This window comes from Nostoc sp. (genome assembly GCF_036918245.1).
In the GTDB taxonomy this organism is placed as follows: domain Bacteria; phylum Cyanobacteriota; class Cyanobacteriia; order Cyanobacteriales; family Nostocaceae; genus Nostoc.
This window is the reverse complement of the sequence record NZ_JBALEF010000021.1, coordinates 25,894-40,172: the sequence shown is the minus strand read 5'-3', so window position 1 is coordinate 40,172 and position 14,279 is coordinate 25,894. Positions and strand designations below refer to the sequence as shown.

General features: G+C 43.4%; 12 protein-coding genes and 2 tRNA genes. 7 read left to right on the top strand and 7 right to left on the bottom strand.

Features of this window, described 5'->3' with window-relative positions; genetic code table 11:
- Positions 1 to 229 precede the first annotated feature (229 nt).
- Positions 230 to 2,521, bottom strand: coding sequence for an IMS domain-containing protein (locus V7L12_RS04870; protein ID WP_335082612.1), 2,292 nt, complete (start codon positions 2,519 to 2,521; stop codon positions 230 to 232).
- A gap of 764 nt (positions 2,522 to 3,285) precedes the next feature.
- On the opposite strand from V7L12_RS04870, the gene pdhA reads away from it, so the two are divergent.
- The 6 genes from pdhA (at position 3,286) to fba (ending at position 8,083) form a co-directional block, all read left to right on the top strand.
- Entirely contained in the window at positions 3,286 to 4,320 is a 1,035-nt protein-coding gene (gene pdhA, locus V7L12_RS04865; RefSeq protein ID WP_335082610.1) for a pyruvate dehydrogenase (acetyl-transferring) E1 component subunit alpha, read from the top strand.
- Between the two features lie 100 nt (positions 4,321 to 4,420).
- A complete protein-coding gene (locus V7L12_RS04860) occupies positions 4,421 to 5,290 on the top strand; it encodes an aldose epimerase family protein (protein ID WP_335082608.1) in 870 nt (289 codons plus the stop codon).
- Between the two features lie 61 nt (positions 5,291 to 5,351).
- Positions 5,352 to 5,423: transfer RNA gene (locus tag V7L12_RS04855), tRNA-Lys, on the top strand.
- A gap of 13 nt (positions 5,424 to 5,436) precedes the next feature.
- Entirely contained in the window at positions 5,437 to 5,580 is a 144-nt protein-coding gene (locus V7L12_RS04850; RefSeq protein WP_335082606.1) for a hypothetical protein, read from the top strand.
- Between the two features lie 351 nt (positions 5,581 to 5,931).
- A complete protein-coding gene (locus V7L12_RS04845; RefSeq protein ID WP_335082604.1) occupies positions 5,932 to 6,477 on the top strand; it encodes a hypothetical protein in 546 nt (181 codons plus the stop codon).
- A gap of 526 nt (positions 6,478 to 7,003) precedes the next feature.
- Positions 7,004 to 8,083, top strand: coding sequence for a class II fructose-bisphosphate aldolase (fba, locus tag V7L12_RS04840; RefSeq protein WP_300423302.1), 1,080 nt, complete (start codon positions 7,004 to 7,006; stop codon positions 8,081 to 8,083).
- Between the two features lie 255 nt (positions 8,084 to 8,338).
- Here fba and V7L12_RS04835 read toward each other — a convergent pair whose 3' ends face one another.
- Positions 8,339 to 9,151 carry a carbon-nitrogen hydrolase family protein gene (locus V7L12_RS04835; RefSeq protein WP_334818917.1) on the bottom strand — a complete coding sequence of 271 codons (813 nt, stop codon included), beginning with the start codon at positions 9,149 to 9,151 and terminating at the stop codon, positions 8,339 to 8,341.
- Positions 9,152 to 9,362: 211 nt separating this feature from the next.
- Between V7L12_RS04835 and V7L12_RS04830 the strand changes: the two genes are divergently transcribed.
- Positions 9,363 to 9,956, top strand: a complete 594-nt coding sequence (locus tag V7L12_RS04830) for a MarC family protein (protein ID WP_335082602.1) — start codon at positions 9,363 to 9,365, stop codon at positions 9,954 to 9,956.
- A 154-nt stretch (positions 9,957 to 10,110) separates the two neighbouring features.
- On the opposite strand, the gene trxA is transcribed toward V7L12_RS04830, so the two are convergent.
- The 5 genes from trxA to V7L12_RS04805 form a co-directional block, all read right to left on the bottom strand.
- Positions 10,111 to 10,434: a thioredoxin gene (gene trxA, locus V7L12_RS04825; RefSeq protein ID WP_104909616.1), complete on the bottom strand. Its 324-nt coding sequence runs from the start codon at positions 10,432 to 10,434 to the stop codon at positions 10,111 to 10,113.
- A 392-nt stretch (positions 10,435 to 10,826) separates the two neighbouring features.
- Positions 10,827 to 11,990, bottom strand: coding sequence for a GuaB3 family IMP dehydrogenase-related protein (locus V7L12_RS04820; protein WP_334818921.1), 1,164 nt, complete (start codon positions 11,988 to 11,990; stop codon positions 10,827 to 10,829).
- A gap of 150 nt (positions 11,991 to 12,140) precedes the next feature.
- Complete coding sequence (locus V7L12_RS04815) at positions 12,141 to 12,671, bottom strand: YdcF family protein (RefSeq protein ID WP_335082600.1); 531 nt, start codon at positions 12,669 to 12,671, stop codon at positions 12,141 to 12,143.
- A 399-nt stretch (positions 12,672 to 13,070) separates the two neighbouring features.
- Positions 13,071 to 13,144: transfer RNA gene (locus V7L12_RS04810), tRNA-Arg, on the bottom strand.
- 33 nt (positions 13,145 to 13,177) lie between these two features.
- Entirely contained in the window at positions 13,178 to 14,266 is a 1,089-nt protein-coding gene (locus V7L12_RS04805) for a tocopherol cyclase family protein (protein WP_335082598.1), read from the bottom strand.
- Positions 14,267 to 14,279: the final 13 nt, after the last annotated feature.

The following is a 14,279-nucleotide window of genomic DNA, read 5'->3' as shown; positions in this document are numbered from 1 at the left end:
TAACTGTAGGGTTTTGGCATTGGTTAAGCGATCGCTTCTCAAACAAGGGACTACTTTCAGTTTACGTCCTAACTGCCTTGGCGGTTACTATAAATCTCCTTGTTTAAGGTTAGTTATCAAAGCAAAACCATTTTCAAGACTATAGAAAAGGTCAATTGAATTGTTAAAGCCTTCCAAAGGAACGCTTCAGTGCGAGTCTAAGTCGTAGACTTCGCTTAAAAATTCAAACTTATCTAATTATCTGATTGACAACAGATGTACTCTGAATACGCCATTTACCTCGTTGTCTAATCAAATCATACCGAACTCGCAAATTCTCGTTAGAAGAGTTTTTTAACTGACCATTTTCATATAATTGCGTCGCTTCCTTCACCGTAGCTACTACTGCGGCACGATCTGCAAATAAATCAATTTTCTCTACAGATTCCAGCTTTACGCTATGGTCGTACTTGCGGTAGCGGTTGTCTGATCTAGCCTGTTGAGCAATCACCCGCCATTGAGACAAAGCTGAACCAGTTAAAATCTGCTCTAAATTATTAATCTCATGATTCGGCCCTAAAGCTTCGGCTTTAGTAGATAGCCAAGTGCCAATGATTTCCTCTGCCGCTGCATCTGTTAAAGGGCCATCTAGTCCTTGTGATTTACGATTTGGATCGGGAATAGATATTGGTGGTTGATTGATTTGTACAAACAACTGTGAAGTAGGTACAGCTCGTGTAGGAAAAAACAGATTTTTTAACCATCCAAAAGTTGTTGTGGCTAACACCCAGAAAACTAATAGACTCACCAAAGAAATAAACACTCTCCATACCAGCCGTGTTTTCCCTTCGATGGTGTTAGCAAAAGTTCGCCGCCGCCGAGGACGACGAGAATGGGGACGATTATCCGGTATACGTTCCCGGATAGCAGATGGAGTAGGTTTTCTCCGCCGACGCTTTTGGTTATGAGCAGGTGTAGCACTTTTAGCTGAACCGTTCAAATGCTGATTAGTGCCTCTGCTCGTCCGTTCAGCAGCAGGAACCTCTGATTTTACACTTCCAGATGAATTCCACATAGATGGTGACAAGTTTGAATATTCTGGTGTGTCTGGCAAATCTAGGTCAGGTGTTCTGCTGTGATTAAATTGCCTTGAAGTCCTAGTTGAATTCTTAGGGAAAGGCGAATTATTTGTCTGCGGTTGGGGAAAATTTTGGGGGTTAATTACAGCCCACTCATTAGTTGTTTCTGCATCCGTTGGCAGTGCTTCTAAATAAGCTTGTACCTGTTGGTTAGCAAAGTAATCTTTTAGAAAAGCTTGCTGGGTTGCTAAATCTCGAAAATGGGGAAATACTTCGTGTTGCAACCACTGTTCTGCATATAGACACAGCCCTGGTAACAAATCTGGAGAGTCTTGAGATTTTTCTCTAATAAAAGCTAAAGCTTCGTACTCCTGACTAAGTTCTAAAACACGAGTTGCTTCTTCAGTTTGTCCCAAAAGTAACGCACATAGAGACTGTTCTAAATGTACATCTTGGCGCTTGCCCAGACGTATGAGCATTTGCCTTGCTTGACGAATTAAAGCAGGTTGCCGTTGAGCAAATCCCCGCGCTATCAAGGCATAAACAGCTAAGTAAGTGGCAACAGCAGAAGGACGTTTGCTTTGGGCTTCAAATAACTTGTGCTGCTCGGCGACTGTTAAGTGGTTGCGTAACTGCTGGATAAATCGCAGAAAGTCATCTATATTTAGACCAGAGTCATCATTGTTCGTGCCATCAATCCCGCCACGATCTTCTAAGAGGTTTTGCAATAATTCCAAACCTTGGCTTCGTTCGGTAGTCTTTTCTTGAGGTAGTGCCAGCAACTCCAAAATTCGATATGGTCGCAATTTATAAAGATCTGCCTGAATTTCTGCCTGGACACTGGCGAACAACCCTTCGCGTACTAGTAGTTCTTGACCAGTTTCTAGAGATATGGCGGCATTTTCATAGTGACCTTGTTGCCACTGTTCGCGACCTAATTCTAGACAAGCAAGGGCGACAGTGAGAACAACATCTGGATGTTCAGCACTTTCGTGTATTTCTTCGTCTGCTAAATTATTGCCTTTTCTTGCACTTGTAGCACCATTTTTATTTACCAGGTACGGACGACCTAGTTTTAGTACAAGTTCGTATTCCCCCAACTCTTGCAAAATTAATAAAGCGCCCACTAATTCGTCTTGAGTAATTTCGATACCCAGACTCTGGGTGTCACTATCCCTTTTGGTGCTTTCTGGACGATTTTCCAGTGCTACTGCGGCAGCAGCAAGGTTATCAGGGTCATAGGCGTGAGCAAGATAAAGCTGATCGTAGGTACTGCGTTGTTTTGGATCTGATAAAACCACGTAAGCTTCTTCTATGAGTTGTTTACGAGAAGAAATTGCTGCCTGAGAATACTCACGTCGCGGCAATTGTACAATGCGATCGCTGTATGCCTGTCGCAATTGTTCATCACTTGCCGCTAACGGTAGTCCTAAAATTCGGTAGTAATCTAGCGGAATTCGCACAGCCTACTTCCCCTGCACCGTGATCAACATAATTCACCTAGAGCGTTCCAGGCCGTAAAACCGTGCCATAAAAATGCCGTCTAGAACTCACTCTACAAGTGTATATTGCAACAACTTGTTTTGTACCTTCCCGAAATTTTGAGTCACATTCTAGTACTAATTTTTTGCTTTCGCCTAGAAAGCCTCAATTGTTTGTTTTAATTCTTAGTATTTTTGTTTAACACGACTATTATCAGCCTTCGATACCACAAACCACAACTACCGCTTTTAATCACGGCATAAATGTTGTGGTTGGAAGAATCTATTGATGATTGATTTTTTTGGGATTTTCCCACTAGGCAGTAACAAAAATATCCCTATTGGGGATTTACCCTGATAACTAGAAAAAAAATAATATCATAATTTACCCTTAATTACAATTACCTATTTGGGTATTGTAGATTTTTGCCTCCTTTTTTTTAAATTGTTAATGGATATGCAGAAAGCAGTCTATCTTGATTGCTAGTCTGTGAAGGGGAATAATGAGAGAGAAAACCTAAAGCGGCAGATATTGCCATTAGAGTCAAATCCTCACGGGGTATGAGCTGAAAAGTTAAAAATCAAAAATTAAAAATTCAGCTATTCCCTAAGACCCTTTTTTGGTGCATAAAGAAAGTTTGATTGTTGAGCCTTACAAACGCTAGCCTGTTAAAAGCTGAGGTGTTATCAGACCAACTTATTTAAGACCGTAACTTTAAGTTGTACAACAGGGATACTCAAAAATAATGGTTCAAGAGCGTACTTTACCCACTTTTAATCCTGCTACTACGCAAATTACTAAGGAAGAAGGGTTACGGTTGTATGAGGACATGGTATTAGGGCGCTTGTTTGAAGACAAGTGTGCTGAAATGTACTACAGGGGCAAGATGTTTGGTTTTGTCCATTTGTACAACGGTCAAGAAGCCGTTTGCAGTGGTGTTGTACAGTCAATGCGACCGGGTGAAGATTTCGTTTGTAGTACCTACCGCGACCACGTTCATGCTCTGAGTGCGGGTGTACCAGCAAGAGAGGTAATGGCAGAATTATTTGGCAAAGCCACAGGTTGCAGCAAAGGGCGCGGTGGTTCCATGCACATGTTTTCTGCGGAACATCGCTTGCTGGGTGGCTATGCTTTTGTGGCTGAGGGAATTCCTGTAGCCGCTGGAGCGGCTTTTCAAACCAAATACCGCCGCGAAGTGCTAGGAGATAAAAATGCTGACCAAGTGACAGCTTGCTTTTTTGGCGACGGTGCAGCTAATAACGGTCAGTTTTTTGAGACACTAAATATGGCAGCCCTATGGAAACTGCCAATTCTGTTTGTAGTCGAAAATAATAAGTGGGCCATTGGGATGTCTCACGAACGAGCCACTTCCCAGCCAGAGATTTATAAAAAAGCCAGTGTATTTGACATGGTGGGCGTGGAAGTAGATGGCATGGATGTACTAGCAGTTCGAGCCGTGGCCCAAGAAGCTGTAGCCCGTGCCCGTGCAGGTGAAGGCCCAACATTAATTGAGGCGCTTACCTACCGTTTCCGGGGTCACTCCTTGGCTGACCCAGATGAAATGCGGAGCAAAGCTGAGAAAGAATTTTGGTTCGCCCGTGACCCAATTAAGAAGTTGGCAGCTTATTTGGTGGAGCAAAATCTGGCGGATGAGGGAGAAATCAAAGCCATTGACCGTAAAATTCAGGATGTAATCGACGAGGCAGTTAAATTCGCCGAAAGCAGCCCTGAACCAGACCCCAGCGAGTTATATCGTTTCGTGTTTGCAGAAGACGAATAAACAGTGCTGAGTTATGAGCGCTGAGTGCTGAGTACTTTTTATTCTGCTCAGGACTCAGCACTAGGTACTCAGCACTCCACTTTATCCAGGACTAAAATTTGTGTTTAGCATTGCAGTTCAACAGCAACAGTACAAGACCTACATTCTTTCTGATGAAGCCGTTGGTTCTCAATTGGAAGTCGTACCCGAACGCGGCGGTATCATCACCCGTTGGCGCATTCAAGGGCAAGAAATTTTCTACTTAGACACTGAACGCTTTACTCATCCTGAGTTGAGTGTCAGAGGTGGAAATCCAATTTTGTTTCCTATTTGTGGCAATCTACCAGATAATACTTACATTTATAACGGTCAAAAATATACTCTCAAGCAACACGGTTTTGCTCGTGAATTGCCGTGGTCAGCAACAGAACAAAAAACTAAAGATCAAGCTAGTCTGACTGTAGTTCTGAATAGCAATGAGCAAACCAAGGCTGTTTATCCTTTTGATTTTCAACTGGCTTTTACCTATGAACTTCAAGGTAATACCCTAGAAGTCCGCCAGCAGTATAAAAACTTATCATCTACACCAATGCCCTTTTCGGCTGGTTTCCATCCCTACTTTCTGTGTGGTGATAAAACTCAGTTAGAGCTTGAAATTCCTTCTAAGCAGTATCAAGATAATCAAACTAAGGAAATTCACTCTTTTGACGGCAATTTTGACTTTAGCCGTGATGAAATTGATTTTGCCTTTGGACAGTTAACGAGTCAATCAGCCACCGCGATAGATCGCAGTCGGAAGTTAAAACTCACCTTGGATTATGATGATTTTTCTACCTACCTAGTATTTTGGACAGTCAAAGGTAAAGAATTCTACTGTCTAGAACCGTGGAGTGCCACCCGTAACTCTCTTAATACTGGTGATAACCTGACTGTGTTAGCACCAGGAGCTAGCCACACAGCATCTGTAAGGTTGACTGCCAATTTTTTCTAAACCCCTTTACAAATCTACAGATTTATATGCTATGATGGCAAAGTTGCGAAATGCAACGAAAGGGTCGCTAACTCAACGGTAGAGTACTCGGCTTTTAACCGATTAGTTCCGGGTTCGAATCCCGGGCGACCCATATTCAAGGAAAAATGCTTGCTAAGTCTTTGAGGATAAAAGTCGAGGCTAGCTTTATTGTTATCAATAAAATTGTGAATGCGATCGCTCTGGGCAATAAAAAATTTTTGGATGAGCGATCGCTTTTTTCTGAAGATAAAAGAAAGATTATAGATTAAGCGAAATTAACTAAGTTGTAAGTGTCTTTCAGTAATTTTACGGTTATTTAAATGCGGTGTGAAGATGGATAACTGAAGGAGAAGGCAATCATAGCTTTTGAGTCTGCGGCTTCCTTATAACCTGACAAAATAGTTCACTGGCTGGCTTGGTACAGGTGCAAATAGGGAGAGAAAATGCTGTTGCAGTTTTACGAGCCTTTAAGGTGATTATTGTCACTCAACTCAGATGATATTGTTACCTTAATTTACAGCTATGACATATAGATGTGAAGAACAAAAAAAGGCATTCAGATGCTTATTAACAGAGTGCCATTCTGAACACAACACCAAACACAAGAGGCCAAGAAACTTATGACAAAGCTAAAAGTTGAATTAGTTGACGTTTATTGCCGAGATACCGAAGATGTAACCGGTGCTGACGATTTTTATCTCGTCGGTGGTTTGGTAGGAGGACAAACCACCAAGGCAATTCTGACAACTCCGATTAAAATCAATGATAAGCAAAGGAAATCTTTCAAACCAGACCAAACCGTTTTATTTGAGGGCGAAATCCCACAAGGACAAAGCCTCAAAGGTGGACTAAAGGCTTACGACGAAGATGCTGCAAAAGACTGGGCTAAGTACGGTGACACAGTTAAAAAGATTAGTAGTGCTATTTCAGGTGCTATAGCAGCAACAGGTCCACAAGGAGCTGTTGCGGGAACGATACTTTCAGCAGCTACAACCGCGGCAAGCTGGATCGGTTCTTTGGATAGAGATGACTTACTGGGTAGTACCGAATTAGAAATTTCCTCCACAGGACCCTCCCATGAAGAGCGAGCCTGGGTAATATCCAAAAAAAATACGGGCTGGTCTACCTGGGACTACACACTTACCTATCGTATTAGCCGTTCCTAGAGAACTGATTAATACCAATACAATCGCCTGATCTGTTAGGGTGCGTTAACGAAGAAAGTCTAACGCACCTTTTTAACTAGCTATGCGATGTTTACGACGGGCTGTTCGGCGTCGCGTCTTTGTTAGGCTTTGAATTGAAACAGCTTTGAATATGTAGAAAGAGCGATCGCTTATCTTCGCCAAGGAAGTGCGATCGCTTTTAATTTAAATTGAGATTTTACAGATGGTTTAAGTGCGATCGCGATCGCGTCTGGCAGAAAAGCGTTCCCAACCGTCGTATGCGCTCACCTTCAGTCAGGAATCTAGGATACAGAGCTACCAAAGCCTTTAAACGTAGGGTAGCTTACCATACAGTAGAATAGGTGAAGTATAGGGCATGTTTATGAGCGATGGCGTAAACTTTTTCAACATAGACACACGACACTAGTTATAATTTCCTATAAGTTGAAAAAACTCTTAAGATTTAGCGTAATCATTACGCCTCTCTCAGACCGACTAGCTGACAACCACATTAGGAGGACTATCTATGGCGCTTGTACCACTGCGGCTGCTGTTGGATCACGCAGCTGAAAACGGTTACGGCATCCCAGCTTTCAACGTTAACAATTTGGAGCAGATTCAGGCGATCCTGAAGGCTGCTGTCGAGACAGATAGCCCCGTAATTTTGCAAGCTTCACGCGGCGCTCGTAATTATGCAGGAGAAAACTTTCTACGCCACCTGATTTTGGCAGCTGTAGAAACCTATCCTCACATTCCCATTGTCATGCACCAAGATCATGGTAATGCGCCTGCTACTTGCTACTCAGCAATTAAGAACAACTTCACCAGCGTGATGATGGATGGTTCTTTAGAAGCTGATGCGAAAACTCCCGCTAGCTTCGAGTACAACGTCAGTGTTACCCGCGAAGTTGTAAATGTAGCTCATGCTTTGGGTGTCAGCGTTGAAGGTGAACTCGGTTGTTTGGGTTCTCTAGAAACTGGTGCTGGTGAAGCTGAAGATGGTCACGGGTTTGAAGGTACACTCGACCACTCACAGCTGCTAACCGACCCCGATGAAGCTGTTGACTTCGTAGAAGCAACCCAAGTAGACGCTTTGGCTGTTGCCATTGGCACTAGCCACGGTGCTTACAAGTTTACCCGCAAGCCAACTGGGGAAATTTTGGCAATCAGCCGCATTGAAGAAATTCACCGCCGTCTGCCTAACACCCACTTGGTAATGCACGGTTCTTCTTCTGTACCTGAAGATTTACTTGCACTGATTAACCAGTATGGTGGTGCAATTCCTGAAACCTACGGTGTACCTGTAGAAGAAATCCAAAAAGGTATTAAGAGTGGTGTACGTAAAGTAAACATCGACACCGACAACCGTTTGGCAATTACTGCTGCTGTACGTGAAGCTTTGGCTAAAAAACCAGAGGAGTTTGACCCCCGTCACTTCCTCAAGCCTTCTATTACATATATGCAGAAAGTTTGTGCTGAACGCTATCAGCAATTTGGCACAGCTGGCAATGCAAGCAAGATTAAGCAAATTTCTTTGGAAGATTTTGCTGCTAAGTATGCTAAAGGTGAACTTAACGTTGTTACCAAAGCAGCTGCTAAAGTTTAATTTTGACAACAAATAAATAGGGGCACATTACTGCTATGCTCCTCAAAAACTGAGGGTTTTAATGTTGTCAGAAACCGGGTAAACACCCGGTTTTTTGTTTTATTCATTCAGGTTTGGGGATTGGGCATGGGGCATTGGGCATTGGGCATTGAAAAAAGGTAGAGGGGAAAACTTTTCTCCCTGCCCCCTGCTCCCTGCTCCCTGCTCCCTGCTCCCTGCTCCCTGCTCCCTTGCTTCTTCTCCAGTCCCCAGTCCCTAGAACACCCGATGTTGTAAAGAGGGCATTTGACGCCGGACTTGTTCGAGCCTAGTGGGCTTGATTTCTGCGATCGCAATTCCCGGTTTTTCTCCAGCATCAGCTAAAATTACACCCCAAGGGTCGATAATGACCGCGTGACCGTGGGTTAGACGACGGGCGTAGTTATTCCCCGTTTGGGCGGGAGCAATGACGTAGGCAGTATTTTCGATGGCTCTGGCTTGTAGTAGTACTTGCCAGTGGTCTTTACCTGTAAAAGCGGTAAAAGCGGCGGGAATAAAGATAACATCGGCTCCCTTTTCTGCCAGATGACGATACAGTTCTGGGAAGCGGACATCATAACAAATAGAAAGCCCTAAATTACCGAGCTTTTCTGAGAAATAGACGGGGGGTAGTTGCGTACCAGCCACAACTGTGCTGGATTCGCGATAGGTGTTACCGTCGGGGACATCAACATCAAATAGGTGTACTTTGTAGTAGCGGGCAAGTTCTTGACCACTGGGATCGATGAGTAGAGTAGTGTTATAAACTTTGCCTGTATTATCTACTGGAACTGGAAAGCTGCCGCCCAAGATGGTAATTTGAAAGCGTTGAGCCATTTTTTTGAGAAATTTTTCACTTTCAAGAGCGATCGCATCACCTTGTGCGAGTTTATCTTTTTCTTCTCCCATATAGGAAAAGTTTTCTGGCAAACCTACCAATTCAGCACCTTGACGCACGGCAAGCTCTATTAATTCTTCTGCCTGTGCCAAATTTTTGTGTAGATCGGCCACACTGGTCAATTGAATAGCGGCGGCTAAATAAGACTTCATAGATTCAACAACAAACAGTTGATTTATGGAAAAGAGATTATCAAAATATATCGCTACTTCAACATTTGTGGAATTTAATTAGAAATGCGTCAGCATTGCTTTTCTTTAACACACTGGTTTTATTACTGATCTTAATCTTCCTCTGGGTTCTAGCAAACTGAGTAAGATAAAGATTAGGTTGTGATCAAACCTTGATATAAAGCTGTCTACTGTGGATATTCCTATTCTCATTCAAACATTTATCGCTGTGTTTGTCTTGGCGGATGCTGTGGGCAATATACCGATTGTTTTAGTTTTGACTAAGGGCATGATGCCAGACCAAAGAAACAAAGTTATAGATAAAGCAATTATCATTGCGATCGCAGTTCTTTTGCTATTTGCCTTTGCAGGGCAAATAATTTTAAATTACTTGGAAATCAGTATCGGCTCTTTGCGAGTAGCAGGAGGACTATTGTTGCTGTTAATTGCTTTGCAAATGTTGCGGGGAGAATTAGATCAGCCGATTATTGAAGAAGGACGCGATGTCGCAATTACTCCACTAGCTTTACCGCTGCTAGCAGGGCCGGGGACTTTGACAACGGTGATGTTGCTGATGTCAAAATCACAGAGTCCGCATATTGCTGTGGCGGTGGGTATCGTAGGGGCAATGTTTATCACTTGGTTGATTTTGCGTTTAGCAAATCTGATTGACCAGTGGATTGGTGCAGAAGGTGGAGTAATTGTGACTCAACTTTTGGGTTTTCTGTTGGCGGCGCTAGCAGTGGAAATTGGTAGTACAGGAATTAGGGAGTTGTTTTTGAGCTAGAAAACTCCTAAAAATATTCGGAATCGGAAAATGTATACAAATGTAAACAAGTTTGATAGACGACAAATTCGCGCCTCTCAAACTTGTTTATGAAAATTAACTTAAAGTTAGAACAAAATGGATAACTCAAGAGGATTTTATTGCCGATTGAGTTTCAAAGATGCTTTTCGAGAGTGGAAGCTAATGTAGTTTTAGGCACAGCGCCGACCACCATATCCACTTTTTGTCCACCCTTAAAAATCATTAATGTGGGAATGCTGCGGATGCCGTACTGACTAGCAACATTCGGATTTTCATCTGTGTTGACTTTTACGACCTTTATTTGACCTTTGTACTGTTCGGAGATTTCATCGACAACAGGAGCTACCATACGGCATGGTCCGCACCAGGGTGCCCAAAAGTCAACTAAAACGGGTACATCGCTGTCGAGTACTTCTTGCTTGAAACTAGAATCGGTAACTTGTGCGGCTGTTGACATGCCTAAAACCTTCGCCAATAATATCTGAACTTGGTGAAAATTCTACCATAGCAAAAACCTCAGCTTGGGAGTGCGAGGATGTACATTTGCAAAGAAGCTCTAGAATTTATTTACAAACATAAGGAACCGCCCGAACAGTAGTCCGGGCGGAGTGTGGTGTGAGGAGTGAACGGAAACATGCGTCTCCGCTATTTCTATTGTAAGCGACATATCGGATTTTTCCAGCAATTGTTTAGGGGGCTAGAAAAATTTATTGAAGGATTGGGGATTGGGGAGTGGGGAGCAGGGGGCAGGGGAGACAAGGGGACATAAGTGAGAACTTACAATAAGTCTTTCCATTCTCGTTGTCCCATTCTCTCTTCACAATACCCCATTCCCTACTCCCTATTCCCTTATTTCCCCATACCTAATTGTTGAGCTTTTTGGTAAACTTTGCCCTCGGTTAATAAAGAAGGTGCAATCACAACTTCCACCTGCTGCATTTCTTTAATATTTTTCACTCCCAAAGTGCCCATGCTGGTCTTTAAGGCTCCTAAAAGATTGTGAGTGCCATCATCTAGTCCTGCTGGGCCAATGAGTATTTGCTCTAGGCTACCAGTGGTGGCAACGCGAATGCGTGTGCCACGGGGCAAGACTGGGCTAGGAGTCGCCATACCCCAATGATAACCTCGTCCAGGGGCTTCTGCGGCTCTGGCAAACGGGGAGCCAATCATCACACCATCAGCACCACAGGCGATGCATTTGCAAATGTCTCCACCGGTGATTAAACCACCATCAGCAATAATGGGGATATAGTTGCCAGTTTCGTTGTAGTAATCATCTCGTGCTGCGGCACAATCTGCGATCGCAGTCGCTTGTGGCACACCCACACCCAACACCCCACGAGAAGTACAAGCCGCACCAGGCCCAATTCCCACCAGTACCCCAGCCGCCCCAGCTTTCAACAAATTCAACGTGACTTCGTAAGTCACGCAATTTCCCAACACCACGGGGATGGGCATGGAACGGCAAAATTCTGCTAAATCAAGTGGTACTAAAGACTCTGGTGACAGATGTGCAGTAGAAACTACCGTAGCTTGGACAAAAAATAAATCTGCCCCAGCTTTTGCCACGGCCTCACCGTATTTACTTGCACCGGCTGGAGTCGCACTCACCGCCGCAATGCCACCTTGTTGTTTAATTTCCTGAATACGTTGTTCAATTAATTCCGGTTTTATTGGTTCGGCATAGAGTTCTTGCATGAGGGCAACAAATTCATCTTTCCCCACAGAGGTAATCCGATCTAATATTGGCTCTGGGTCGGTATAGCGAGTTTGAATACCCTCTAAATTGAGGACACCTAATGATCCTAACTGTGACAAACGTACAGCCATACGAACATCTACCACGCCATCCATAGCACTAGCAATTATCGGGATTTCTCGCTCAATATTGCCAATACGCCACTTAGTATCTGCCAAACTGGGGTCTAGTGTTCTATTACCAGGGGCTAGAGCAATTTCATCTATTCCGTAAGCTCTGCGAGCTGTTTTTCCCCGCCCAAGTTGAATTTCCACGCTTTAACTTTACTCAAATCTGTTTAAGCTAGGGTATCAAATTGTGGGGAAATTTGGGGCGTTTTTTTCCCTAACCATATAGGTGACTAGTGACGACTGTCATTAGTCATTTGTCCTTTGACCGATTCCAAAATCCAAAATTAGTTTGATTTACCGTTTATTTTTAGCGGCATCCACACCAGTGTAACCAGTTGCTAACCAAATTATCGCTCTAGCTCCATCACGAATAGATTTTTCGATAGATTCAGGGGGTTTTTCTGACGGAACTGGCACTGGTTTTAAATAAATACCCCGACTACCCAAAATAATTTCGCCAATGACACAAGCCCGGCGCATGTGGAAGTCTGAAGTAATCAAATAAACGCTCTTAATGCCGCGAGCTTGCAAATCATCTACCAAAGTAGTAAAATTAGTAACTGTATCTACTGCTTCATAATCCAAGTGTAAACGTTGAGGATCAACACCAGCTTTGATAAACACTCTTTGGGTGAATGTACGTGGACTACCGCCTGTAATCCAAATTGGTATATTTGGATGCTCGCGAACAAATTTTGCTGTAAATTTTTCTCGCTCTAAATGTCTCGTTGAACCACCTAATACTACAACTGCTTGCGGCTGCACAAATTGGTTTTGTACTTCTTTGTATCCCCACCACATTATTATTGGTAGGACAAAAGCCATATAACGAAAAGATTTATTTGTAAAGAGTAGCTTATTCAAGGCTCAATAACTTAATTTACTTAGTGCAAAATTTTCTCTGGCTATAAGAAAAAACAATTGATAGTAGAGTAGCAAACTTCCAAAGAATCTGCCCAAATATAAATTTGGTTAGTTTTCGTGTAACAGCGCGATTAAGCGTGCCTGGAGTTTTTCTTCTAATTGATGGATTATCCTAACCGATATCGGACGATTCATCAAAGGGTTCTAACCACTTTATATAGTAGTTCTCAATTGCACGGAATACAGGAGCCAGTCACGTGGGCGAGTCTCCCGACTGGGGCGAACTGGCGTACCACTGTTAGGGGCACAGCAACGCTGTTACTCTGTGAATTGCTATATATATGAATTATCTGAATATAACGGGACTGGTGCGACTTGAACGCACGACCTGACGCTTAGGAGGCGTCCGCTCTATCCAACTGAGCTACAACCCCAACTACGAAGCATATATAATTATAGCAGTAGTTTTAGCGAGACTGCCAAAAATTATCCCAAGAGCCACCGCCAACTTCTAAACCACAAAGAAAACTTTCTGCTTTTAAGATTATTTTAGATTTTCTCCCATTTAGTTCTCGTAACTCTAAATTTAGTTTTCCTTGCATGGTGTCCCGGCAACAGTATCTTAAACCTTCTGCTGTGGGCGCACGTAGAGGTGTACCAGGTAAATTTGTGGTTCCTGTTAATTCAATTTCATAACTAGAGTTGCTAGCTTTCATTTGCCATCTACCCCAAGGCTGAATTTCCCAGTCTACTTGTGAATTCCAGGGAACAAATTCATAAAACTTGCCTTGATAGTGCAGTCCAATCATCGCTACAGATTCCATCCACCACAGCACACCCCGCCGTCCACCGCCAGCAGTTAATGCTAAGTCGGGTTCGCCCTCGAAGCAATTACAATTTATCCAAAACCATTTCTGAGGAAAAGCACCGCCCCAATTTTTCTCGCCGTAGGCTGGGGCGTTAGTGAATTCGTAGATTTTGCCATTCCAGTCAATCTTCCCACTGGCTAAACCATGAGCCATCAAAATTTGCCATCCAGGTTCAAAAATCTGCAAGAATGACAGCCAGCCTGCGGTTGATTGCTGAATGCCATTTTGATTGCCCCAACCGTATACTGGTTGAATTTCATACTGCCAACGGCAATAATTATTGGTGGCGCGATCGCGAATTATTCCCTGATTCAAGGTGGCTGTAGCTTGATATCCTTCTTGGACATGATACTCAAACTCTACTGGCAGGAGGTATAGGGGAGAAACTTGCAAATTATTTTTACCCCAATGACCTAAACCCAAAACATCCCGACTACCCCAAAATTTGTTGACATCAGGAAAAGTACGGCAGAGGTACTCATCATCCGGGCCGAGGATTTGAGCTGCACCGCCACTGTAAGGTTTACCGCCGATGGGATCTTCAATGGAGTACATAAAGGCGAATGTTTGCCCAATTTCCGGTAACGTGACGCGGTAATACCAACCTTCAAAGAAGCGACGGCTACTGCCATCCCAGTGATAACCAGAATGGGGTGTTTGGAGAGAATTTAGGGGAATAGTTAACATAGATTTAGATAGT